21 protein-coding genes are annotated in these 22,923 nt (G+C 68.3%); 7 read left to right on the top strand and 14 right to left on the bottom strand.

Features of this window, described 5'->3' with window-relative positions; translation table 11 throughout:
- Nucleotides 1-711 precede the first annotated feature (711 nt).
- Nucleotides 712-2,802: an NAD-dependent DNA ligase LigA gene (gene ligA / locus L5G28_RS19200; protein WP_237002922.1), complete on the bottom strand. Its 2,091-nt coding sequence runs from the start codon at nucleotides 2,800-2,802 to the stop codon at nucleotides 712-714.
- A 44-nt stretch (nucleotides 2,803-2,846) separates the two neighbouring features.
- Here ligA and L5G28_RS19195 point away from each other — a divergent pair, with 44 nt between their 5' ends.
- Nucleotides 2,847-3,245 (top strand): MmcQ/YjbR family DNA-binding protein, encoded by a 399-nt coding sequence (locus tag L5G28_RS19195; RefSeq protein WP_237002921.1) that lies wholly within the window; start codon nucleotides 2,847-2,849, stop codon nucleotides 3,243-3,245.
- 39 nt (nucleotides 3,246-3,284) lie between these two features.
- Here L5G28_RS19195 and L5G28_RS19190 read toward each other — a convergent pair whose 3' ends face one another.
- From L5G28_RS19190 to L5G28_RS19160, 7 genes are all read right to left on the bottom strand, one after another.
- Nucleotides 3,285-4,310 (bottom strand): uroporphyrinogen decarboxylase/cobalamine-independent methonine synthase family protein, encoded by a 1,026-nt coding sequence (locus tag L5G28_RS19190; RefSeq protein ID WP_237002920.1) that lies wholly within the window; start codon nucleotides 4,308-4,310, stop codon nucleotides 3,285-3,287.
- Nucleotides 4,307-5,410: a tRNA 2-thiouridine(34) synthase MnmA gene (gene mnmA, locus L5G28_RS19185; protein WP_237002919.1), complete on the bottom strand. Its 1,104-nt coding sequence runs from the start codon at nucleotides 5,408-5,410 to the stop codon at nucleotides 4,307-4,309. The genes L5G28_RS19190 and mnmA overlap by 4 nt, the downstream gene beginning before the upstream one ends.
- Entirely contained in the window at nucleotides 5,410-6,633 is a 1,224-nt protein-coding gene (locus L5G28_RS19180) for a cysteine desulfurase family protein (RefSeq protein WP_237002918.1), read from the bottom strand. Before L5G28_RS19180 ends, mnmA begins: the two co-directional genes overlap by 1 nt.
- 27 nt (nucleotides 6,634-6,660) lie before the next feature.
- Entirely contained in the window at nucleotides 6,661-7,509 is an 849-nt protein-coding gene (locus tag L5G28_RS19175; RefSeq protein ID WP_237002925.1) for a lysophospholipid acyltransferase family protein, read from the bottom strand.
- Nucleotides 7,510-7,514: 5 nt separating this feature from the next.
- Complete coding sequence (locus L5G28_RS19170; protein WP_237002917.1) at nucleotides 7,515-8,321, bottom strand: GNAT family N-acetyltransferase; 807 nt, start codon at nucleotides 8,319-8,321, stop codon at nucleotides 7,515-7,517.
- 166 nt (nucleotides 8,322-8,487) lie between these two features.
- Entirely contained in the window at nucleotides 8,488-9,444 is a 957-nt protein-coding gene (locus L5G28_RS19165; RefSeq protein ID WP_236998798.1) for an electron transfer flavoprotein subunit alpha/FixB family protein, read from the bottom strand.
- Nucleotides 9,445-9,492: 48 nt separating this feature from the next.
- A complete protein-coding gene (locus tag L5G28_RS19160) occupies nucleotides 9,493-10,278 on the bottom strand; it encodes an electron transfer flavoprotein subunit beta/FixA family protein (protein ID WP_236998799.1) in 786 nt (261 codons plus the stop codon).
- A 167-nt stretch (nucleotides 10,279-10,445) separates the two neighbouring features.
- Here L5G28_RS19160 and L5G28_RS19155 point away from each other — a divergent pair, with 167 nt between their 5' ends.
- From L5G28_RS19155 to L5G28_RS19145, 3 genes are read left to right on the top strand one after another with little or no spacing between them, the layout of a single operon-like run.
- Nucleotides 10,446-11,213: a class I SAM-dependent methyltransferase gene (locus L5G28_RS19155; protein ID WP_237002916.1), complete on the top strand. Its 768-nt coding sequence runs from the start codon at nucleotides 10,446-10,448 to the stop codon at nucleotides 11,211-11,213.
- 14 nt (nucleotides 11,214-11,227) lie between these two features.
- A complete protein-coding gene (locus L5G28_RS19150) occupies nucleotides 11,228-12,751 on the top strand; it encodes a 1,4-alpha-glucan branching protein domain-containing protein (protein WP_237002915.1) in 1,524 nt (507 codons plus the stop codon).
- Nucleotides 12,752-12,759: 8 nt separating this feature from the next.
- Nucleotides 12,760-14,010 (top strand): glycosyltransferase family 4 protein, encoded by a 1,251-nt coding sequence (locus L5G28_RS19145; RefSeq protein ID WP_237002924.1) that lies wholly within the window; start codon nucleotides 12,760-12,762, stop codon nucleotides 14,008-14,010.
- Between the two features lie 31 nt (nucleotides 14,011-14,041).
- Here the strand turns inward: L5G28_RS19145 and L5G28_RS19140 are convergent, their stop codons facing one another.
- Nucleotides 14,042-14,545, bottom strand: a complete 504-nt coding sequence (locus L5G28_RS19140; protein WP_237002914.1) for a DUF222 domain-containing protein — start codon at nucleotides 14,543-14,545, stop codon at nucleotides 14,042-14,044.
- A gap of 430 nt (nucleotides 14,546-14,975) precedes the next feature.
- Nucleotides 14,976-15,719: an acyltransferase gene (locus tag L5G28_RS19135; RefSeq protein ID WP_236999180.1), complete on the bottom strand. Its 744-nt coding sequence runs from the start codon at nucleotides 15,717-15,719 to the stop codon at nucleotides 14,976-14,978.
- Nucleotides 15,720-15,818: 99 nt separating this feature from the next.
- Between L5G28_RS19135 and L5G28_RS19130 the strand changes: the two genes are divergently transcribed.
- Nucleotides 15,819-17,132 (top strand): outer membrane protein assembly factor BamB family protein, encoded by a 1,314-nt coding sequence (locus L5G28_RS19130; RefSeq protein ID WP_237002913.1) that lies wholly within the window; start codon nucleotides 15,819-15,821, stop codon nucleotides 17,130-17,132.
- 4 nt (nucleotides 17,133-17,136) lie between these two features.
- Nucleotides 17,137-18,345 carry a THUMP-like domain-containing protein gene (locus L5G28_RS19125; protein WP_237002912.1) on the top strand — a complete coding sequence of 403 codons (1,209 nt, stop codon included), beginning with the start codon at nucleotides 17,137-17,139 and terminating at the stop codon, nucleotides 18,343-18,345.
- A 39-nt stretch (nucleotides 18,346-18,384) separates the two neighbouring features.
- Here the strand turns inward: L5G28_RS19125 and L5G28_RS19120 are convergent, their stop codons facing one another.
- From L5G28_RS19120 to L5G28_RS19110, 3 genes are read right to left on the bottom strand one after another with little or no spacing between them, the layout of a single operon-like run.
- Entirely contained in the window at nucleotides 18,385-19,107 is a 723-nt protein-coding gene (locus L5G28_RS19120) for a hypothetical protein (RefSeq protein WP_237002911.1), read from the bottom strand.
- Nucleotides 19,108-19,143: 36 nt separating this feature from the next.
- Nucleotides 19,144-20,115 carry a class I SAM-dependent methyltransferase gene (locus L5G28_RS19115; RefSeq protein ID WP_236999184.1) on the bottom strand — a complete coding sequence of 324 codons (972 nt, stop codon included), beginning with the start codon at nucleotides 20,113-20,115 and terminating at the stop codon, nucleotides 19,144-19,146.
- 7 nt (nucleotides 20,116-20,122) lie between these two features.
- Nucleotides 20,123-20,911 (bottom strand): enoyl-CoA hydratase/isomerase family protein, encoded by a 789-nt coding sequence (locus L5G28_RS19110; RefSeq protein ID WP_237002910.1) that lies wholly within the window; start codon nucleotides 20,909-20,911, stop codon nucleotides 20,123-20,125.
- 79 nt (nucleotides 20,912-20,990) lie between these two features.
- Here L5G28_RS19110 and L5G28_RS19105 point away from each other — a divergent pair, with 79 nt between their 5' ends.
- Entirely contained in the window at nucleotides 20,991-22,022 is a 1,032-nt protein-coding gene (locus L5G28_RS19105; RefSeq protein WP_237002909.1) for a DNA polymerase domain-containing protein, read from the top strand.
- A 37-nt stretch (nucleotides 22,023-22,059) separates the two neighbouring features.
- Here L5G28_RS19105 and L5G28_RS19100 read toward each other — a convergent pair whose 3' ends face one another.
- The gene (locus tag L5G28_RS19100; RefSeq protein ID WP_237002908.1) at nucleotides 22,060-22,869 is read right to left on the bottom strand and encodes an NUDIX hydrolase; all 810 of its coding nucleotides are present in this window, start codon (nucleotides 22,867-22,869) and stop codon (nucleotides 22,060-22,062) included.
- Nucleotides 22,870-22,923 lie beyond the last annotated feature (54 nt).

The following is a 22,923-nucleotide window of genomic DNA, read 5'->3' as shown; positions in this document are numbered from 1 at the left end:
CAGCGAGTCACCGGCCTCGCGTTCGACGGCGGTGGGTGGAGCGAGTTCATCGACAATGTGGTCGGCGAATTCGCGAACAGTGGAAGCGAACATGACAGGACCTCCTTCGATCCAGGACTAAGCGACTACGGGGCCGGTTGTCGGCGCGCTCGAACCACGGCACCCTGCCGTGGGTTGAGCGAACGACGTGGACCGAACCCCACCCCGTGTGGGGTGCCGGGCACCACCCCGGCAAGTGCCGCCGTAGCCCTCCCGCGGCTCGCACTCTCACCCGAGGAACGAGCAGTCTGTAACGGGTTCGCCTGGACTGCGGCGCGCTATCGAATTGTCAAAGAACACCTGGCTCCTGACACGTTCTCGAGAACTATAAGTATGATATAACTCACCTCCGACAAAAACGTACGTTCGAACAACGAGTGCCCGAAAAGCGTGCCGCCCCGCCGCCTTCCCGCAAACCCTGCCGCCTTCCCGCTACCCCTCTGCCTTCCCGCGAACGCTCTCGCTTCCCGCTACTGGACTGTCCAATAGCGGGAAGCGAGAACGTTCGCGGGAACGCACGACGTTCGCGAGAACAGGCCGCCCACCCCGGCGTCTCCAGGAGTCTGGTCCTGCGGATCGCTCATCGTTTCCCTCTCGTCGTGCGGCACGTCGCCGCGCGGGCGAGTACTAGCGCCTCGTATCGCCAATTCCTTAATGGTTGGCAGCGCCCGGTCACTCCGTGCGGCCGGTCGCCAACAGCGTCTTGAACGCGTCTTCGTCAAGGACCGGCACACCGAGCTGCTCAGCCTTGTCCGCTTTGCTGCCGGGCGAGTCACCGACGACCACATAGTCGGTCTTCTTCGACACCGATCCGGAGGCCTTGCCGCCGCGCGCGATGATCGCCTCCTTCGCGCCGTCACGGGTGAAGTCGACGAGTGACCCGGTGACGACGATGCTCTTCCCGTCCAGCGTGCGCTCGATCGATTCGTCGCGTTCGTCGACCATCGAGACTCCCGCGGCACGCCACTTCGCGACGATGTCGCGATGCCAGTCGACGGTGAACCAGTCGTGGATGCTCTGTGCGCGCGTCGGGCCCAGTCCGTCGACGTTCGCGAGCTCGTCGACGGAGGCGTTCGCTATCCGCTCGAGCGACCCGAACTCGGTGGCGACGGCCCGCGACGGCGTCGGTCCGCAGTGGCGGATCGACAAGGCGACCAGTACCCGCCACAGCGGGACCTGCTTGGCTTTGTCGAGGTTCTCCAGGAAGCGTCGCCCGTTGGCCGACAGCGCGCCGCCCTTCGTCGTGTACAGCCCGGTCTTGAGGAGATCGTCCTCGGTCAACGAGAAGAGGTCACCCTCATCGGTGAGGACACCGCTGGACAGCAGCGACTGTCCGCCCTCGTATCCCAGCGCTTCGATGTCGAACGCACCGCGGCCCGCGAGGTAGAACAGTCGCTCACGGAGCTGCCCGGGACACGTGCGCTGATTCGGGCAGCGGATGTCCTTGTCGCCCTCTCGCGCAGGTGCCAGCGCGGTGCCGCACTCCGGGCAGTCGGTCGGCATCACGAAGGCCCGTTCGGTGCCGTCTCGCAGGTCGACGACGGGGCCGAGCACTTCGGGGATCACGTCACCCGCCTTACGGATCGTGATCGTGTCGCCGATGAGAACGCCCTTGCGCTCCACCTCGAAACCGTTGTGAAGCGTCGCACGCGACACCGTCGAACCGGCGACGGTGACCGGCTCCATCTGCGCCCACGGTGTGACACGTCCGGTCCGCCCGACGCCGACCAGGATGTCGAGCAGCTTCGTCGTGACCTCTTCGGGCGGGTACTTGTAAGCGATGGCCCAGCGCGGCGCGCGTGAGGTCGCGCCCAGGCGGCGCTGCAGGGTCACGTCGTCGACTTTCACGACGAGCCCGTCGATCTCGTGGTCGAGCTCCGGCGAGTGTCGGTTCTCGCCCCAGTAGTCGACCGCCGCGAGCACGTCGTCGGCTCCAGTCACCTTCCGCGTGTGCGCGGACACCGGGAGCCCCCACTCGGCGAGCGCCAGGTAGGCGTCGTGCAGCGACTCCGGTCGCCAACCGTCGATCCGGCCGATGCCGTGGCAGATCATCCGGAGATGACGCTTCGCGGTGACCTGCGGATTCTTCTGCCGGAGCGAGCCAGCCGCCGAGTTGCGCGGGTTCGCGAACGGCGGCTTGCCGTCGGCGACCAGCGACGCGTTGAGCGTCGCGAAGTCCTCGAGCCGGAAGTAGACCTCGCCGCGGACTTCGAGCAGTGGCGGGACCGGACGCTCACCGGTTCCGGTCAGCTGATGCGGCACACCGACGATGGTGCGCGCGTTCAGGGTGACGTCTTCGCCGGTCCGTCCGTCGCCACGCGTCACCCCGCGCACCAGCGCACCGTTCTCGTAGACCAGCGCCAGTGCGACGCCGTCGATCTTGAGTTCGCACAGGAAGTCGATGCCCTGCCCGGCGTCGGCTTCGGTGCGCGACACCCAGGCCCGCATCTCGTCGGCGTCGAAGACATTGTCGAGCGACATCATCCGCTCGAGGTGATCGACCGACGTGAAGTCGGTCGAGAAGCCACCGCCGACGAGCTTGGTCGGCGAGTCGGCTGCGGCCAGTTCGGGGTGCGCCGATTCGAGGCTGATCAGTCGCTGGAACAACTCGTCGAACTCGCCGTCGCTGACGACCGGCGCATCCTGCACGTAGTAGCGGAACTGGTGCCCACGGACTTCGTCTGCGAGCTCGGACCACTGCCGGGCTGCGTCATCGGAATCGGCGTCTCGGGCCTGCGGTTCAGGAGCCTGGGGATCAGTCACGCATTTAGATTATCGCAGGCCTACGACACCGGTATTCTGGCGGAATGCCGCATCCGGTCATGTTCGACGACGCCGACGAGATCCTCGCGCAGGTCCGGCGACGCGCCCTCGCATTCCCCGAAACCACCGAGAAGATCGCACACGGTCGGCCGACGTTCCGGTGCGGCAAGATGTTCGCCATATATGGCGGCTCCCGCAAGGGCGAGACGAAGTCGCCGCTGAGTAACGCGCTCCTGTTCGTCCCGGATCCCGGGGAACGCGAAGCGCTCGTACAGGACGACCGTTTCTTCGTGCCCGCGTACGTCGGAGCCTACGGCTGGCTGGGCATCGACCTCGCCCGCCACGACACCGCCGACGACTGGAACGAGGTCACCGAACTTCTCGACGCATCGTTCCGGCAGATCGCCCCGAAACGCGCAGTCGCGGCACTCGACGCCGAATAGGGGCTCGCAACATAGGGCCTCGCGATACCGGGCCTCGTGCTACAGGGCGTCCGGGTCCTGCGCCATCAACTCGGACGTCCGCGACGCGATCCGCAGCGCGGCGGCCGCCCACTCGGGCGACGCCTCAGCGAGGCCGGTGTGCGGCGTGACGATGACGTTGTCGCGCAGCACAGTTCGAGGAAGACCGATCTCGTCGATCAGGACGGCCATCCGCTGGGCGATCTCCTCGGCGCGCGGCGCGACGAGCGGACGCGCCGGCGGGACGACGCCGACGAGCATGATGCCGCCCTGGTCGAGGTACACACCCAACTGGTCTTTCTCACTGTCGGGAAGCGGGTGTGAGAAGTCGACGGTCACCGCGTACGAGTCGAGCATCGAGCACAGTTCCGAATGCGGTCGATCGCCGCCGTGCAGGATCATCGGACGACCGATCACCGCAGCCATCTCCTCGAGTCGCTGGGCGATCAGCGGCGCAGGAACCGGCGGTATCGGGTCGAGTCTCGTCAACGGCGTGACACTTCCATCCAGCACTCGCTCCACGTCCGGCTCGTCCAATTGGACGATGACCTGAGCGCCGAGGCGACGCTCCACCTCCCGGACGTGGTCCGCCAGCCCGTCCGCCATCGACGCGACGACATCGCGTCGAGCCCCCTTGTCGCGGACCACCTTGTGCCCGTTGCGCAGTTCGACCCGCGCGCCGTAGGTGAACGGACCGCACAGCTGCACTTTCAGGAGACGACCGGTGCCGATCAGTCCCGCCGCGTCCCAGTGCGCCTCTACCGCGTCGAGGTCGCGCGCCAGGAAGTCCCGAGCGCGCCGCATCACCGAACCGGAACGCGACGTCATCCGGTAGACGTCGTGCACCACCTCGAACGGCATGTCGATCAACACGGCGCCGGTGCGCCCGACCGAGTCGGCGCCCACGCCGCGGGCGGGCAACTCCGGTAGGAACGCGAAGTCGGTCTCGCCGGAGACCATGCGGACCGCTTCGGCCGGGTCCGCTCCCGGCATGGGCCCGATCCCGGTGCCCAGCCCCGAGGGCATGCCCTCGACGCGACCGGTCACCTGGTGGCCTCGACCGTGTCCGCGATCCGGGCACAGCCGACCACGAGGTCGCCGTTGGCGCCGTCGGCCGCGTACAGGACCGCTGCCTGGCCGCGTGCCACACCGCGCAGCGGGGTGCGCAGCTCGATCCGCATCGCCGGTCGGCCGTCCACCTCGATCGGCGTGGCGACCGCAGGCGCCAGACCACCGTGCGCGCGCACCTGCACCGTGCACTCGACTGGTCCGTCCGGAGTCGTCCCCGACGTCCACACGGCTTTGACCGCGGTCATCGCCGACACGTCCAGATCGACGGCGGTGCCGACGGTGACGGTCCCCGAATCCGGGTCGATCCCCGTCACATATCGCGGAGCGCCGTCGGCCGCGGGAGCCTCGATGCCGAGCCCCTTGCGTTGGCCGATCGTGAATCCGTGGACGCCGTCGTGGTCGGCGAGTTTCTCGCCGGTCGACGAATCGACGACCGCACCGGGTCGGACGCCGATCCGGGCGCCCAGGAATGCCCGGGTGTCGCCGGACGGGATGAAGCAGATGTCGTGCGAGTCCGGCTTGTTCGCTACGGCGAGACCCCGGCGTTCGGCCTCTTCGCGGATCTGTGGTTTCGGGGTGTCGCCGATCGGGAACATCGCCCGGTCGAGCTGCTCGTGGTCGAGGACCGCCAGGACGTACGACTGGTCTTTGTCGGCGTCCACCGCCCGGCGCAGCTCACCGTTCGCCAACCGCGCGTAATGCCCGGTGGCCAACGCATCGAAGCCGAGAGCCTGCGCGCGTTCGGCGAGCGCCGAGAACTTGATCTTCTCGTTGCACGACAGGCACGGATTCGGGGTCTGGCCCGCAGCGTACGACGCGACGAACTCGTCGATCACGTCCTCTTTGAATCGATCCGCGAAGTCCCACACGTAGAACGGAATGCCGAGAACGTCCGCGGCACGGCGCGCGTCGTCGGCGTCCTCGCGCGAGCAGCAGCCCCGTGAACCCGTGCGCAGTGCGCCCGGCGCCGTCGACAACGCCAGGTGAACGCCGACCACGTCGTGGCCGGCCTCGACCGCGCGCGCGGCAGCCACCGCCGAATCGACGCCGCCGCTCATCGCCGCAAGTACTCGCATTACCGTGCCCCTCCTGTCGGCGCCCCGGACACCGACAGCGTCCCGGCCGCCCGCGCCCGCTCGGTGACCTCGTCGATCACCTGCGCCACCGCGGTCACATCATCGTCGTTGTTGTCGTGGGCGAGTGAGAAGCGCAGCGAACCGCGCGCCGTCGCCTTGTCCATGCCCATGGCCAGCAGCACGTGGCTCGCCGCCGCGACGCCCGCTGTACAGGCCGACCCGGTGGAGCACTCGACGCCCTTGGCATCGAGAAGCATGAGCAGCGAGTCGCCTTCGCAGCCGCCGAAAGAGACGTGCACGATGCCGGGGAGCGACCCGCCGGCGCCCGTACCCAGCGCACCGTTGACGCGCGCGTGACCGCCTGCGGTGAGCACGGCGATCAACCGGTCCCGCAGGTTGATGACCTGCGCGGTGTGCTCGTCCCGACGCGAGACGGCCTCGCGCAGCGCCGCAGCCATCCCCGCCACTCCCGGGACGTCCTGCGTGCCCGATCGGACGTCCCGTTCGTGCCCACCGCCGTGCAGCAATGGCGTGCACGCGACATCACGGCGCAGCAGAAGGGCCCCGACGCCCTGCGGACCGCCGAACTTGTGTGCGGCCACACTCATCGCCGACAGGCCGCTCGCCGCGAAATCGACGGGGACGTGTCCGACTGCGGCGATCGCGTCCGAATGAACGGGCACACCGTATTCTGCGCCGAGCGCGGCGACCTCGGTCACCGGCTCGATCGTGCCAACCTCGTTGTTCGCCCACATGACCGAGATCACCGCGACCGACTCGGCGTCGTCGGCCAAGAGAGCGCGCAGCACGTCGAGACGCACCGTGCCGGCCTCGTCGACCGGCAACACGACGAGTTCGGCGCCTGCCTCGTCGGCCAGCCACTGCGCGGGATCGAGGACCGCGTGATGCTCCACCGCGGACACCACGACCTTGCGTCGGCGGCCGTCCTCACGCCGCCGCGCGGCGTAGATCCCCTTGAGTGCGAGATTGTCCGCCTCGGTGCCGCCGCCGGTCACTATCACTTCGGACGGGCGTGCTCCCAGGTCACGGGCGATCGACTCGCGCGACTCTTCGAGAATGCGGCGCGCTCGCCGTCCGGAGCCGTGCAGCGACGACGCGTTCCCGGGAAGAGCCCAGGCCGCAGCCATCGCCTCGGCGGCCGCAGGGACCAGAGCGGTCGACGCGGCGTTGTCGAGGTAGACGGAACGGCGGGGTGTGGGCATGACTCGTCCCACGATAGCCGCGGGGAGTCACCGGGAGAAAATCCTCGGCCTCGCCGCGCCGGTGCCGGACCAGGTGGCCGGTCCTCGCTCGAGTCCGGTGATTCGCTCCTCACAGACGTCCGCGAGCACTCTCCGGTCGGGCACCGGAAGTTGCCGCGCGAACACCGTGACCGTCACCGTGAGATCGCGCGCTGCCACGATGCGGGTGAAGGTGGACCCCACTGTGTCGTCACCGATGAATCCGGCGAGCGTCGCCGGCCGACCGGTTTCGGCGTACGCCAACCGGAGCGGCAGGACCGGCACGCCCGCATCGACGGCTGCCTGGAAGAACGCCGGACGGAACCGTCCCGCCGCACCGCCGCACCAGGTGGTGCCTTCGGGGAACACCGCGACCGCTCGGCCGCGGTCGAGGATCTCGCCCACCCGCGCGATCATCGGGGCGAGCCTGCGCAGGTCGCCGCGCACGTGCGGCAGCACGCCGAACAGTCTCGCCACGTAGCCGAACCCCGACATCTGCAGCACCTCTCGTTTGGCGACGAACCGCGCGGGGGCGACGGCGGCGATCGCCACGATGTCGAGGAAGGAGATGTGGTTGGCGACGATCAACGCTCCGCGCACGCGCCTCGCCTGGCGGGGGCGACGGTCGTCGACGTCCAGACGCACGCCCATCGACGCCAGAGTCAGCCGCGCGCTCGCCCGCCAGTAGCCGTGCCGGGCGCGACGCGGCAGCAGGATGCTGGCGAGGCCGACGACGAGGACGAGGACCGCCACGAGGCCGAATGCGGCGCACCGCATGCCGATCCGTAGACGCGATGCGCGCGGTGTCGACGGCACGCAGTCGACACCGCACGGGCTGACGGGCACCCACTGGTTCACGTCGGTCAATCCGTGCTCTTGAGCCGTGCCATCGCGCCGCGCAGACGATCGACGTACCGAGCCTCCCCCTGCGTCCGATCCAGGACGGTGAGGAAATCACCGACGTCGAAGACCTCGTCGAAAGCCGGCTCACCGCACACCCGCGCGCCGAGTCGCGTGTAGCCGCGCAGCAGCGCGGGCAGCCGCAGCGTGGGCGGAGGCTCCAGGTCGTCCAGCGTCCGGCCGTCGACGTCGACGCGGACACGCGGGAACGCCTCCCACGGAGCGCGGTGCTTCTCGCGGGCGAGGTCACGGATGCCGCGCAGTTCTCGGCCGCGGCCGATCGGAGCGTCGAGTGGCACTGACACGCAGCCCATCATGTACCGGTAGCCGCCGTCCTCCAGGTAGCCGAGGAGTGCGGCCCACAGCATCGCGGTGACCGAACCGCTGCGGTGTGCGGGGTCGACGACGGCGCGCCCCATCTCGACGGTCTCGCCGCGAATCGGATCGAGTTGCGCGAGGTCGAACTCGCCTGCCGAGTACCAGCCGCCCGCGGCGATCGCGCGGGGCGGCGGGAGGACGCGAGCGCAACCGACGAGCGCGTCGGTCGTCAGGTGCCGCACCAGCAGATGGTCGCAATACTCGTCGAACACGTCTGCGTCGCGGCCCGATGCCGCGTCACCGATGGAGTCGGAGTATCCCGGCTCGTTGTTGAACACGTCGAAACGCAGGCGTTGCGCCGCGTCGATGTCGTAGGAGTCGTGGGTGATCGCCACTTCGTAGTCCCCACCGGACAGAAGCACCGTGCGCCTTGCCGAACTCGTCACTGTCATGACTGCAGTCAACGAGACGCACGGAACCCGCCGGGCACGGCGGCGTGACGTGTCCGCGCACGCCGGGTGAACAGACGGCGACACTCCAGACAGCGACACACCAGATTGCGACGCCCGGCCGGGAATGTCCGGCCGGGCGTCGTCGTGTGGTTCTACATGCGCGTGATCACTTGCGCTTGTTGACCTCTTCGGTCAGCTGCGGGGCGACGTTGAACAGGTCGCCGACGATGCCGAAGTCGCTGATCTCGAAGATCGGAGCCTCTTCGTCCTTGTTGACGGCGATGATCGTCTTCGAGGTCTGCATGCCCGCGCGGTGCTGGATGGCGCCGGAGATGCCGAGCGCGATGTACAGCTGCGGCGAGACCGTCTTACCGGTCTGACCGACCTGGAACTGACCCGGGTAGTAACCGGAGTCGACCGCTGCACGCGATGCGCCGACAGCCGCGCCCAACGAGTCCGCGAGGGCCTCGACGACGCTGAACTGGTCGGCCGAACCGACACCGCGGCCACCCGAGACGACGATCGACGCCTCGGTCAGCTCCGGGCGGTCTCCGCCGACGTTCGGCTCGAATCCGGAGATCTTGACGGCGTTCTCGGCCTGTGCCGGAACGTCGACGTTGACGACCTCGCCTGCGCCCGCGGCCGGTGCGGCCTCGACGCCGCCCGGGCGGACCGAGATGACGGGGGTGTCGCCGCCGGCCTGGGCGTCGACGGTGAACGCGCCACCGAAGATCGAGTGGACGCCTGCGCCGCCCTCACGGACCTCGATGACATCGGTCAGCAGACCCGAACCGAGACGAACCGCGAGACGGCCCGAGACTTCCTTGCCGTCCGCGGTCGCGGCGACGAGCACGCCTGCCGCACCGGTCGACTCGGCGAGCGACGACAGTACGTCGACCTTCGGCGAGACGAGGTAGTTCGCGACATCGTCCGACTCCGCGACGTAGATCTTCTCGGCGCCTGCCTCGGCGAGTTCGCCGGTGACCGCCGCGCCTGCACCCGGCTTGGCCACGACGACAGCCGACGGGCTGCCCAGTGCGCGGGCGGCGGTGATGAGTTCGCTGGTGACCTTCTTCAGTCCACCCTCGGTATCCTGCTCGACGAGCACGAGTACTTCAGCCATGATTGTTCTCCTGAATGTCTTTGGTAGTCGCTGGAACTGGGGCGGGGATCAGATGATCTTCTGGCCGACCAGGTATTCAGCGACCTTCACGCCGCCGTCGCCCTCATCGGTGACGCGCTCGCCTGCGGACTTCGCGGCCTTCGGAGTGACACCGGTGACGGTGCTGCCCGCGTTCGCGAGGCCGACGGTGTCGGCGTCGACGCCGATCTCGGCGAGGGTCAGGACGGCAACTTCCTTCTTCTTCGCGGCCATGATGCCCTTGAAGGACGGGAAGCGCGGCTCGTTGATCTTCTCGTTGACCGAGACGATCGCGGGCAGCGTGGCCTCGACGTGGAAGATGCCCTCGTCGGTCTCGCGCTCGCCGCGCAGCGTCTCGCCTTCGACCTCCAGCTTGCGCAAGTGCGTCAGGTGCGGGAGCTCCAGGTATTCGGCGACCATCGCCGGGACGGCGCCGACGCGACCGTCGGTCGCCTCGTTGCCTGCGATGACCATCTCGACACCTTCGACGGTGCCGAGGGCGCTGGCGATGACATAGGCGGTCTGGACGGCGTCCGAGCCGTGCACCAGATCGTCCTTGATATGGATCGCCTTGTCGGCACCCATCGAGAGCGCCTTGCGGATCGCGTCGGTCGCGCGGTCGGGACCGACCGACAGGAGGGTCACCTCGCCGCCGTCGCGCTCCTTAATCTGCAGTGCTTCCTCGACCGCGCGCTCATTGATCTCATCGAGAACAGCGTCCGCAGCCTCGCGGTCCAGCGTGAAGTCGCCGTCGGCGAGCTTTCGCTCGGACCAGGTGTCGGGAACCTGCTTGATCAGAACGACAATATTCGTCATGGGTCTGCGTCGACCTCCTGCGTCGGGTTCGGCAACTTACCGGCGGGTAAGGCCCTGGGTCATTATCACCTTAGCCGCTGTACACCGCGCCACAGAACGTGGCGTCCCTCATACGAGCGGACGGCGCGGTGCAAGTGGGGAGAATTCGTTCCACTACCCTCGTGCAAATGAGCGAACCGCAGGCCGCCGATCAACTCGCCCTCACCGGCGAGCGAACCGTCCCGGGAATTCCCGCCGAGAACTACTGGTTCCGGCGCCACGAGGTGGCCTACGAATACATTCTGCGGCGCTGCGCGGGCCGCGACGTCCTCGAGGCCGGATCGGGTGAAGGGTACGGCGCGTCGATGATCGCGCAGGCCGCGCGGTCGGTCACCTGTGTCGACTACGACGAGCAGGCGGTCGCCCACACGCGACGCGCGTACCCGGAGCTCACCGTGCACCAAGGCAACCTGATCGACCTCCCGATCGACGACAATTCCGTCGACACCATCGTGAACTTCCAGGTCGTCGAGCATCTCTGGGATCAGAGTGAGTTCGTCCGCGAATGCCACCGGGTGCTGCGCGGAAGCGGTGAACTGTTCATGAGCACCCCGAATCGGATCACCTTCTCGCCCGGCCGCGACACTCCGCTCAACCCGTTCCACACTCGTGAACTTTCTGCGAGCGACCTCACCGAACTGCTGTCGGACGACGGTTTCGACATCGTCGCGATGCTCGGCGTCTACCACGGCGCACGACTGCAGGAGTTGGACGCCAAGTGGGGCGGTTCGATCATCGACGCGCAGATCGACCGTGCTCTCGCGGGTGAACCGTGGCCGGACGAGTTGGTCGACGACGTCGCGGGCATCACGGTCGCCGACTTCGACATCCGCCGGTCCACGGACGCCGACATCGACGCCAGCCTCGACCTGCTGGCCGTCGCCGCGCGCTACTGAACCCCGAGGCGACGATGACCGACCGCGTACCCGGCCAGTTCACCCTCGTCCTGCACTCGCATCTGCCGTGGCTGCCGAATCACGGGCGGTGGCCGGTCGGTGAGGAGTGGCTCTACCAGTCGTGGGCCGACAGCTACCTCCCGGTGTTCGGGGTGCTGCGGCGGCTGGCCGCCGACGGATTCACCGATCAGCTCTCACTCGGCATCACCCCGGTACTCGCCGCCCAGCTCGACGACCCGTACGCGGGCGCCTCGATGTACGAGTGGCTCGCCGACTGGCAGTTGCGCGCGATCGAGGCTGCGACGTCTCGCGACCGGGACCGCGCAGAGTCCGGTACCCGGGAGTTCCGTGCGGCCGCGGCGGCGCTCATCGACTTCGAGACGCATTGGCGACACGGCGGCAGCCCGCAGATCCGCTCTCTCGTCTCCTCCGGCGTCATGGAATTACTCGGCGGGCCGCTCGCCCACCCGTTCCAACCGCTTCTCGACCCACGTCTGCGTCGTCTGTCCTTGCGTGAGGGGCTCGCGGATGCGCGACTGCGGTGGGGGTCGACCCCTACGGGCATCTGGGCGCCCGAGTGCGCGTACACGCCGGGCATGGAGGTCGAGTACGCCACTGCGGGTGTCAGGCACTTCATGGTCGACGGTCCGACGCTGCACGGCGACACAGCGCTCGGACGTCCCGTCGGTGACAGCGACATCGTCGCCTTCGGCCGGGACCTGACCGTCAGTTACCGGGTGTGGTCGCCTAAGTCCGGCTATCCCGGGCACGCCGACTACCGCGACTTCCACACGTACGACCATGAGACGGGTTTCAAGGCGGTGCGGGTCACCGGGAAGACGGTGCCCGCCGACGCTAAGAAGCCGTACGACCCGGCGCGCGTCGACGCGGCGATCGACAAACACGTCGATGACTTCGTCGGCGCAGTGCGCGACCGTCTGATCTCCGAATCCGACCGCATCGGTCGGCCGGCGCTGGTGGTCGCGGCCTTCGACACCGAACTCTATGGGCACTGGTGGCACGAGGGGCCGATCTGGTTGGAGCGTCTGCTGCGGCGGCTGCCCGAGGCCGGGGTCACCGTCGGCACGCTGGACACCGCTCGGCGCGACGGCTACGTCGGGGAGCCGGTGGAGCTCTCCGACTCATCGTGGGGTTCGGGCAAGGACTGGCGAGTCTGGGAAGGACCGCAGGTGCAGCATCTGGTGCAGTTGAACGGGGAGGTCACTGCGACCGCGCTGGACAGCCTCGACAAACGGGCGTCGTCCGCCCCCGAGCCGCGGCCCCGCGACGAGGTCGCCGACCAGCTTCTGCGCGAGACCCTGATGACCGTCCAGTCGGACTGGCCGTTCATGGTGTCCAAGGACACCGCGGCAGGCTACGCCCACGACCGCGCCTACAAGCATGCACACGCCACCCGAGAGATCTGCGCGGCGTCCGACGCCGGCTGTGAGGAACAGGCTCTTCGCCTGGCTCGTGGGTGGAGGAACGCCGACAACCTGTTCGGCGCGCTCGACGCGCGACGCGTGGAGGAGCGGTGAACGCGCCGGTGAAGGTCCTCATGGTCTCGTGGGAGTACCCGCCTGTCGTCGTCGGCGGCCTCGGCAGGCACGTCCACCATCTCGCCGAAGCGCTCGCCGACCTCGGCATCGACGTCACCGTCCTCACGCGCCGCCCGTCGGGCACCGACGCGTCGACACATCCCACGACGGACGTCGTCGTGAACGGGGTGCGCGTCATCGCCGTCGCGGAGGACCCGCCGGAGTTCGATTTCGGTGTCGACATGATGGCGTGGACGCTGGCGATGGGACACGGCTTCATCCGCGCCGGGCTGCGGCTCCTCGGCCACGGCTGGACGCCGGATGTCGTCCACGCCCACGACTGGCTGGTGGCGCATCCGGCGGTTGCCCTCGCCGAGTTCTTCGACGTCCCGCTCGTCGCGACCCTGCACGCGACGGAAGCGGGCAGACACAGCGGCTGGGTCGCAGGCCACGTGAACCGCCAGGTGCATTCGGTCGAGGCGTGGCTCGCGGGCGACGCCGACTCGCTCATCACGTGCTCGGCGTCGATGCGCGAGGAGGCGACCCGCCTGTTCGGTCCCGACCTCGCGCCGATCACGGTGATCCACAACGGCATCGATGTCGACGCGTGGAGCTTCGCCCCGCGCGCCGCGCATGCGTGCCCGCCCGAGCTGTTGTTCGCCGGACGGCTCGAATACGAGAAGGGGGTGCAGGACCTGATCGCGGCGATGCCGGTGATCCGTCGCGCACACCCGGGCACCACGGTGCGGATCGCGGGCGAGGGCACTCAGTTCGGCTGGCTGCACGAACTCGCCCGCAGCCACGATGTGGTAGCCGCCGTCACATTTCTCGGCAGGATGAATCACGACCAACTCGTCGCGTTGATGCACCGGTGCGACGCGATCGTCCTGCCCAGCCGCTACGAGCCGTTCGGAATCGTCGCGCTCGAAGCCGCCGCGACCGGCATCCCGCTCGTCACCTCGACCGCGGGAGGTCTCGGGGAGGCGGTCACCGACGGCGACAGCGGTTGGACGTTCGAACCGTTCGATCCGGTGGGTCTCGCGGACGCCGTCTGCGACGCGCTCGACCGCCCCGAGGTCGCGGCGGCCCGCGCCCAGCGCGCCGCCGACCGCCTCACCGAGGAGTTCACCTGGCACGTCGTCGCCCAGCGGACGGCAGCGGTGTACGAGGCGGCGCATCGGCGCGAGCGCGTGGCACGTCCGCGCCCGGAGATTCCGCTCCGGCCGATGCCGGACCGAGACCCGAACGTCGACGGTTAGTCGTCGGCCGAGCCCCTCTCCCGGTTCGTGGTCAAGCGGCTGCCGGGTGGACGGTCATGGTTCGCCTGCCGTGCGATCGCAGCGGTTCCGACCCTGACAGATACGTCCGGATGATCTGCCCGAAAGCATCCGCGCGACGTTGGCCGCTCGACCGAGGGTCCGGCGACCCGTCCGGTAAGGGGACCGGCCGACACAGCGGATCGAGCGCGGCACACAGTTCTTCCCCGGACAGCACATCCACGTCGATCGTGGCCACGATCCGCCCGTCCTCACCGGTGATCAGCGACATCTCGTTCAGCACTGGATTCTCTGCGGCCGGGACCTGATCGGGATCATCGGTCTCGGCCTCGAGTCGGATGGCTTCGCGTCGCGCCGAGGACGCGACATCGGCAGGTGTCTCGTGCACCGCGAGCTTGCGCGCCAGTACGTGACGCTCGTGCTCGTCGAGGACGTTGCGGGCTCGGGCCACCTCGACGATCGCCGATAAGATCTCGACGTCATCGGCACCACCCGGCTCGCGCGGTCCAGTCGACACGCCAACCGAGCCGAGTCACCAGCCTCGTTCTCGGCGGCGGGACACCACCCCGGCCACACAGGCCGCCGCAGTCTGCCCGCGGCTCGCACTCTCACCCGAGGAACGAGCAGTCTTGAAACGGGTTCGCCGAGACTGCGGCGCGCTATCGAGTTGTCAAACAACCACGGCTCCCGGAAGCACTACCCAAGAACTAGAACAATGATATAACTCACCTACGACAAAAACATATGTTCGAGTCTTACTCGGTGGGTGTGCCAAGATCGCGGCCGCTCAATCGACGGACCCGGGAAACTTCTGATGGCTATCCACACGTCGACGTGCGGTGGGGACCTACACCGCACAGGACGCGCATTGCTCTATAGGCGAATGCTCGTACCCTCCGGTGTAGGTTCACGAGCATCGCACTGGTTCGGCGGCCGACGCCTGAGCATCACGACTCGGTCTGCTTCTTCTTACGTTCGATGTCGGCGAGCGCACGCTCGATCTCGGCACGCTTCTCGGCACCCGCCTCCCACGTCTCCCGACGGTTCTTGACCACACGGGCCGGCGCACCGACGGCGATCGAGTAGTCGTCGATCTCGCCGCGGACCACAGCGTGGGCGCCGAGGACGCAGCCGCGTCCGACGACGGTGTCGCGCAGCACCGTCACCTTCGCGGCGATCCAGGTGTCGGCGCCGATCCGGACCGGCCCCTTGACGATTCCCTGATCCTTGATCGGCAGTTCGATGTGGTCGGTGACGTGATCGAAGTCGACGATGTAGCACCAGTCGGCGACGAGAGTCGAGCCGCCGATCTCGATGTCCAGGTAGGCGTTGACCACGTTGTTGCAGCCGAAGACCGTCTTGTCACCGATCCGCAGGCTGCCCTCGTGGCAGCGGATCGCGTTCCCGTCGCCGATGTGTACCCAGCGACCGATCTCCATGCGGGACAGTTCCGGCGTCGCATGGATCTCGACGTTCTTGCCGAGGAACACCATGCCGCGCAGCACGACGTGCGGGTTGGTGAGCCGGAACTTCGCGAGCCGGTAGTAGCGGACGAGGTACCAGGGGCTCCAGGCGCGGTTGCGGGTGATCCAACGCAACGAGTCGAGCGTCAGGAATCGTGCCTGCTCCGGATCCCGGCGTCGACCGGCGCGCCGTCGCGAACGGTAGGACGCGTTCCACATCGTGGTCATGACGACAAACCCTAATGGACCGCGCGCGGCCTGCGGAATCAGGTTGAGGCGACACGATAGAGTCGTCCGCGAACCCCGTCCACCGACATCAGGAGCACGATGACCCAGGCAGTCCGCCGACGACGCAGTTCACGCCTGGTGTTCGCGGTATTGGCGGCCGTGCTGGCGCTGGTCGCGACCGCATGCTCGGACGGTCACCGCGATCTCCGGGCGCAACCGGCGGCCGGCTGGTCGTCGTACGGCGGCAACGGGGCAAATGCGAACTTCACCTACTCGTCGATCCCCGAGGATCTGCAGCTGTCGTGGACGCGGCCTGCGGGTGGACGCATGCTGGCACAGGTGGCGATCGACGGCGGAGGCAACGTCGCCAGCACATCGCAGGCGCCCGCCGGATGCGACTTCCAGGTACTCGACCAGCGCTCGGGGCGGAAGAACTTCTGCAAACGCCTCGGGCCCGAGGCGGCCATCAACACGGCCTTCTACGACCAGCTCGGCCAGCCGTACATCGGTAAGGCCGGCCTGTTCATCGCCTACAGCAGCGGCGGAGCGATCCGGTGGCGACTACGCACACAAGGGTTGGGCCTGTCGGCGAAATCGGCCGGTCCGGGGCGGGTGCTCGTCGCCACGACCGGAGGTCAGGTCATGCTCGTGAACGCACAGACGGGCAAGCTCACAGCACCGCAGAAGCGATTCCGGCCGACGTCGGCAGGAACCGACCCGACAGCAGGCGCCGACCAGTGCGCCGACGGCGGACCGGAGTGCGCGATCGCCGCACCGCCCGCCGTCGACGCGACGACCAATCGCGTGTTCCTCAACGTCTTCCCGCAGGGCGCCAAGAACTCCCAGCTCACCGCGCTGACCTACGTCGACGCTGCAGGCGAGGAGAAGATCGACACCCTGTGGACCGCAGACCTCGGCGGCGGAATGGCCGGGCCGGCGAGCCTGTCGGCCGACGGCACGACCGTCTATGCGTTCGGGCGCGACGGCAAGCTGTACGCGGTCGACGCCTCGAACGGTCGCGTCCGCTGGTCGCACCGACTCGATGATGCGGGCTTCTCGACCTTGTCGGTGGCGCCAGACGGCACGATCGTCCCCGCGGGCGGTCTCGGGTCGCCGTTGACGATCCTGCACGACGACGGCGACCACGTCACCGAGGTCGCTCGCCGTGACGACGTCGCGTCGGCGGGCGTCGGTACCCAGACGACGACGGGAGCCGTCTGGGCGGTCGTCCGTGAAGGCGCCGACCAACAACTGGTGCTCACCGAGTTCGACACGAAGACCGGCAAGACCAAGAGGTCGCTGCCGCTGCCGGACGCGTCCGGATTCTCCACCGGGGTCGCCGTGTCGGCGACCGGACAGCTCGCTGTCTCCGTCACGGGCGGGACCGTGTACTTCTTCGACCGACGTTCCTGACGTCATGGCGTACGAGTTCGACGTCGACGATGTCGCGTTCCTCACCTCGCAGCGGGGTGCCGACGCCCTCGCCGACGCTGCAAGACTTCCGCTCACCGATGCGTCTCTGCTGAAGGACGTGCCGACCCTGCGCGGTCGGTACGCACCCCACGAGGCGGCGCTCGTCGAGACCGTGCGGGCGCGACGTCGCGCCGTCGGAAAACTCGACGACGCCGACGAACTGCTGCTGAGCGACACCTCGCTGCAGCAGTCCACACCGTCGGCCGTCGCCGCGCACCGCGCCGCCGACATAGCGGGACGACACCCCGGCGCCGTCGTCCACGACGTGACGTGCTCGATCGGTGCGGAGATGTTGGCGCTGTCCGCGGCGGACGGTCTCGGCGGCGTGGTCGGCAGCGACCTCGACCCGGTCCGCCTCGCGATGGCGGCCCACAATCTGCGTGGACGGTCCGGGGTGCAACTGGTCCGCGCGGACGCCCTCGCCCCCTGCTCACAGGCCGACGTCGTCATCGCCGATCCCGCACGGCGCACTGCGCGCGGTCGGACGTTTCGCCTCGACGAACTCGATCCGCCGCTCCTAGAACTGCTGTCGGTCTACGCGGGGCGACCCCTCGTCGTCAAATGCTCCCCCGGCCTCGACTACCGGATGCTGCGCGACCGATTCGGTGTCGACGCGGCGATTCAGGTGACGTCGCTGGACGGCGGCGTCCGTGAGGCGTGCCTGTGGACCGAGGCCGACGATCTACCGGAGCGCCGCGCCACCGTCCTGCGGACCGTCGGCGACGGTGCAGTGCACGTCGACGAGTTGACCTCCGACGATTCCGACGAGGTCGACGACCCCGGCGTCGACGACTGGATCGTCGACCCGGACGGCGCGGTGGTGCGGGCCGGACTCGTCCGCCACTACGCGCACCGGCACCGTTTGCGACAGCTCGACCCGCAGATCGCCTATCTGACCGGAGACACGGTGCCTGCAGGGGCGCGCGGCTTCCGGATCGTCGACCAGCTCGGCGTCACCGAGCGTGCCCTCCGCTCGGTGCTCGCCGCCCACGACTGCGGCAGTCTAGAGATCCTGGTCCGCGGCCTCGACATCGATCCAGACCGGTTGCGCCGCAAGCTGAAGCTGAAAGGGTCGGCACCGCTGGCGCTCGTCCTGACGCGGATCGGCCGCAACGGGGTCGCATTCGTGTGCGAGCCGGGAGTTCGGCACTAGATCGACCCAGTCGGTTCGAGCGTTCGGGGCCGATCACGGTCAGTTCCGGGACGCGACGAACCAGCCGTCGGCGGACACCAGCTTCTTCGCGTTCGACGGTGCCCCGGAGGTGCCGTCATCGTCATCGTCGTCGGTGAACGGGCCGCCGTCCATCGCGTCGATGTTCGCACACGTGAACTCGCCCGACACGAGGTCGGCACTGAGCGCCGTCACCGTCAGCTTGCACTTGTCGTGCCAGCCGTCCGGGAAATACCCGCCGTCCACCTGCAAGCCGATGAACCCGTCGGAGTAGGGACCCGGAACCGTGGTCGGCAGATCGTCGCTCGCACCGCTCGCCCGATCGGTCAACGTCACCACGAGACCGGCCGACGAATCGCCCGCACGGAACTCGAACTCGATCTTGTCGGCCTCTTTGTCCCACTCCCCTGCGTCATCATCGGGCGCACCGACCACCGAGACGCACTTCGCGGTCCCGTCGTCGAGTGTCACCCGGAACGCTGCACTTCCCGCGTCCAGGTCCGCGTCGGCGGTCGGGAGCGCGACGGGGCCCGTCCGAGGCTTCTGCTCACATGCCGCGTCGTCGGCCCCCTCCGTCGACGTCCCCTCCGTCGACGTCCCCTCCGTCGACGACCCCTCCGTCGATGATGACGACGAGTCGCGCGACGCCGTCGTCGGTTCGCCGTCAGATCCGCACGCGGCCAGGGCGACGATCGTTGCTGCGCTCAGAACGGCGAACGCGCCGCCGCGAACAATCCGGCTCATACAAGTCATTCGAGCATACGGCGCGCCGTCCTGCGGCTATTTCTCCGGCTTGGTTCCGGTGATCAGCACGTTGTAGAAGAACTCCGGGGGCACGACCTTGCGTAGGACGTTGTCATCGAGCCACGTCATGCGACGCCAGCCGCCGAACGCGAACCGTGCCCAACCCCAGCCGAGCTTCTCGGGCGGCACCGCGGCTTCGAAGGTACGGACCGGCCAGCCGAGCATCGCGGCCGCCAGCTCTTCGCTCGCCGAACGGACCTCGACCGCGCCCGCGCTCGTCGCGAGCCGTTCCAGGTCCTCGGGCGAGAACGTGTGGATGTCGACGACCGCTTCGAGGGCGGCCGCCCGCGAGCTCTCGTCGAGCTCCTCCTGCGGACGACGCCACGCCTTGAGCGGACCGAACTTGGTGATGTTCGTGGTCGCCCACCACGTGGCCCTGCTCATCCAGCGCGCATAGAAGTCGCCGTACGTCGACGGCTCACCCGCGAACACGAAGCGACCGCCCGGCTTGAGCACGCGCAGCACCTCGCGCAGCGACTTCTCGACGTCCGGGATGTGGTGCAGCACAGCGTGTCCCACGACGAGGTCGAATGTGTCGTCCTCGTACGGAATGCTCTCGGCATCGGCGACGCGGCCATCGACGTCGAGACCGAGGTTCTCGGCGTTGCGGAGCGCGACCTTCACCATGCCCGGCGACAGGTCGGTGACCGACCCCTTCTCCGCGACTCCCGACTGCATGAGATTCAGCAGAAAGAACCCGGTGCCGCAACCCAGCTCCATCGCGCGCCCGTACGGCAGCTCAGCGTCGGGCAGAATCAAGTCGAGGCGACCGCGCGCATAGTCGATGCAGCGCTCGTCGAACGAGATCGACCACTTTTCGTCGTAGGTCTCGGCCTCCCAGTCGTGGTAGAGGACTTGGGCGAGTTTGGTGTCCGTGAGCGCGGCCTGCACCTGTTCGGCGGTCGCGTGCGGGTTCGGCGCCGGGTCGTTGTTGTCGATCGTGGTCATCGTCGTCCTACTTTCCGGTGAACTTCGCCTTGCCGGGACCGTTCGCCACGAACGACTCCATGCCGATCGTGCGATCGTCGGTCGCGAACAACGACGAGAAGAGCTGAGCTTCGATCTTGAGGCCGGTCGCCAGGTCGGTGTCCAACCCCGCGTCGACGGCGGCCTTGCCTGCGGCGAGCGCAGCCGACGCCGCATTCGCGAACTGGTCGGCCCACGCGAGCGCCGCGTCGTAGACGTCGTCGGGGGCCACGACCTGGTCGACGAGGCCGATCTGCAACGCCTCGTCCGCCCCGACGAAACGTCCGGTGAAAATCATGTCCTTGGCGCGCGACGGACCGATCAGACGAGCGAGGCGCTGTGTCCCACCGCCGCCCGGAATCACACCGAGCAGCACCTCGGGGACGCCGAGCTTCGCGTTGTCGCCCGCGATCCGACGGTCCGCGCCGAGCGCGAGTTCGAGTCCGCCGCCGAGCGCGAAGCCGGTGATCGCCGCGACCGTCGGCTTCGGGATGGTCGCGATGGCGCCGATCCCGTCCTGCAGCTTGCCTGCGACCTTCGACATGTCGGCGAACGACATCTCGTTCATCTCCTTGATGTCGGCGCCCGCGGCGAGCACCTTCGGTCCGCCGTAGACGACGACCGCCTTGATGTCGTCACGCGTCGACGCCTCGTCGGCGGCCGCCGACAATTCGGTCTGAACCTGACGGTTCAACGCATTCATCGGCGGACGGTTCAAACGGATCGTCCCGACGCCGGGATGATCCGGCGATGTCTCCAGAGTCACGAACTCAGCCATGCACGCAGGCTACCGGTTAGTAAGCTGCGGGCCGCAATCAGTCCTCGTGAGCGGGACTCGAGCGCACTACTGTTACCTCATGGGTGCAGATGCCGTCGAGCTCTCCGTCCCCGCGCCGGGCGGGCAGACCAGAACGGTCCGGGTCAGCAGCCCGGACCGGATCTACTTCCCCGACATCGGACTCACCAAACTCGACCTGGCCCGCTACTACCAGTCGGTGGGCGAGCCGATCACCCGCGCGTTGCGTGCCCGACCCTGCATGCTGCATCGGTTCCCGAAGGGCACGACGGGGAAGAAGGTGCACCAGAAGAAGCTGCCCGCGGGCGCCCCCGACTGGGTCGAGACCGTCGACGTGTACTTCCCCCGCTACTCGCGGATCGTGCAAGAGCTCTGCGTCACCGAGCCAGCCGCCGTCCTGTGGGCCGTCCAGATGGCGACCGTCGAGTTCCACCCCTGGAACTCACGACGCGCAGAGCCCGCACAACCCCCCTCGCTCCGCTCGCCCGCACAACCCCCCTCGCTCCGCTCGCCCGCACAACCCCCCTCGCTCCGCTCGCCCGGCATCGAACGACCTGACGAATGGCGCATCGACCTCGACCCCATGCCCGACTGCGACTTCGCGCGCGTGCGCCGCGTGGCTCATCTCGTCCACGAGGTCCTCGACGAACTCGGCATCACCGGATACCCGAAGACCTCCGGCGGGCACGGTCTGCACGTCTACGTCCGCATCGAACCGGACTACGAGTTCACCGACGTCCGTCGCGCCGCCCACGCGTTCGGCGCCGAAGTGGCGCGACGATCCGCAGGCGAGGCCACCGTCACCTGGTGGCGCAAGGACCGCGACCCGTCGTCGGTGTTCGTCGACTTCAACCAGAACGCCCGCGATCACACGATGGCCGCCGCCTACTCGGTGCGCGCCACACCTCGCGCGACCGTGTCGACCCCGATCACCTGGGACGAGATCGACGACGTCGAACCGGACGACTTCACCGTCGCCACCGTCCCCGAACGACTCGGCCGCCTCGGCGATCTACACGAACCGATCGACGACGTCGCCTACCGCCTCGACACGCTCCTCGAGTGGGACGACCGGGACACCGCAGACCACTAGACGGTATGTCCAGGGCGGTTGGCAGCATTCGGGACGCCTAGTTCGAGAAGTTCTTCTCCACCCGTCCATCGGCGAGTGCGGCGAGGTAACTGTCCGAGTCGGCGAACCGCAGGCCCGCGACGCCCGAACCGTCGCTGATCTTCGGTTCGATCGGCGCGATGTCGCGCGGGGCGACGAGCAGATCGTCGACGGTGTCGAATGCGGCGATCGACCGCAGCTGCGTCCAGGTGGGCGGCAGCAGGAAGTGCGTGCCCGCGTCCCAGTCGGCGATGGCCGCGGCCGCGGTCATCCACTTCGTCTCAGCGGCCTCGCTGGTCTCGCCGTCGGCCTCCTGCGCGTCGGGCATCGCAGCGAGGAAGAAGCGGGTGTCGTAGCGACGGGTCTCGTTCTTGGGGGTGATCCAGTGCGCCAGCGGTCGCAGCAGGTCGGCGCGCAGGACGAGGCCCTGCGCGTCGAGGAACTCGCTGAGCGAGATCTCCTTGGCCTCCAGCCGCGCTCGTTCGCCGAACAACGACGCCGGATCGTCGTGCACCGCATCCGCGGTGCCGGCCAACAGCACGCCGCACTCCTCGAACGTCTCACGGACCGCAGCGCACACGAGGGCGCGCGCTGAGGATTCGTCGGTCGAGAACACGTCAGCCCAGAACGCGACGTCCGGACCAGCCCACTGGACCACGGCGTCGCAGTCCCTGGAGTCCACCCCGCCGCCGGGGAAGACCGTCATGCCGCCGGCGAACGCCATCTGCTTGACCCGGCGCTGTAGGAAGACCTCGATGCCGTCCTGCCCGTCACGGACGAGGACGACAGTGGACGCGTCCCGCACAGGGACCTCGCCGGATTCAGACACGTGACTCTCCTCAACTCGCCACCGGAAGTTAATCGACACTAACCGACGCGTGAG

The organism is Gordonia liuliyuniae (assembly GCF_021739025.1).
Lineage (GTDB): Bacteria > Actinomycetota > Actinomycetes > Mycobacteriales > Mycobacteriaceae > Gordonia > Gordonia liuliyuniae.
This window is presented reverse-complemented; position numbering and strand designations above follow the sequence as displayed.

What these genes read in the sequence shown, in the direction of transcription:
- L5G28_RS19135 (WP_236999180.1), bottom strand. Translation starts at nt 15,719, where the DNA reads ATGACCACGATGTGGAACGCGTCCTACCGTTCGCGACGGCGCGCCGGT.
- L5G28_RS19165 (WP_236998798.1), bottom strand. Translation starts at nt 9,444, where the DNA reads ATGGCTGAAGTACTCGTGCTCGTCGAGCAGGATACCGAGGGTGGACTG.
- L5G28_RS19115 (WP_236999184.1), bottom strand. Translation starts at nt 20,115, where the DNA reads ATGACCACGATCGACAACAACGACCCGGCGCCGAACCCGCACGCGACC.
- L5G28_RS19110 (WP_237002910.1), bottom strand. Translation starts at nt 20,911, where the DNA reads ATGGCTGAGTTCGTGACTCTGGAGACATCGCCGGATCATCCCGGCGTC.
- L5G28_RS19130 (WP_237002913.1), top strand. Translation starts at nt 15,819, where the DNA reads ATGACCCAGGCAGTCCGCCGACGACGCAGTTCACGCCTGGTGTTCGCG.
- L5G28_RS19120 (WP_237002911.1), bottom strand. Translation starts at nt 19,107, where the DNA reads ATGAGCCGGATTGTTCGCGGCGGCGCGTTCGCCGTTCTGAGCGCAGCA.
- L5G28_RS19195 (WP_237002921.1), top strand. Translation starts at nt 2,847, where the DNA reads ATGCCGCATCCGGTCATGTTCGACGACGCCGACGAGATCCTCGCGCAG.
- L5G28_RS19150 (WP_237002915.1), top strand. Translation starts at nt 11,228, where the DNA reads ATGACCGACCGCGTACCCGGCCAGTTCACCCTCGTCCTGCACTCGCAT.
- L5G28_RS19180 (WP_237002918.1), bottom strand. Translation starts at nt 6,633, where the DNA reads ATGCCCACACCCCGCCGTTCCGTCTACCTCGACAACGCCGCGTCGACC.
- L5G28_RS19105 (WP_237002909.1), top strand. Translation starts at nt 20,991, where the DNA reads ATGGGTGCAGATGCCGTCGAGCTCTCCGTCCCCGCGCCGGGCGGGCAG.
- L5G28_RS19170 (WP_237002917.1), bottom strand. Translation starts at nt 8,321, where the DNA reads ATGACAGTGACGAGTTCGGCAAGGCGCACGGTGCTTCTGTCCGGTGGG.
- L5G28_RS19125 (WP_237002912.1), top strand. Translation starts at nt 17,137, where the DNA reads ATGGCGTACGAGTTCGACGTCGACGATGTCGCGTTCCTCACCTCGCAG.
- mnmA (WP_237002919.1), bottom strand. Translation starts at nt 5,410, where the DNA reads ATGCGAGTACTTGCGGCGATGAGCGGCGGCGTCGATTCGGCGGTGGCT.
- L5G28_RS19155 (WP_237002916.1), top strand. Translation starts at nt 10,446, where the DNA reads ATGAGCGAACCGCAGGCCGCCGATCAACTCGCCCTCACCGGCGAGCGA.
- L5G28_RS19160 (WP_236998799.1), bottom strand. Translation starts at nt 10,278, where the DNA reads ATGACGAATATTGTCGTTCTGATCAAGCAGGTTCCCGACACCTGGTCC.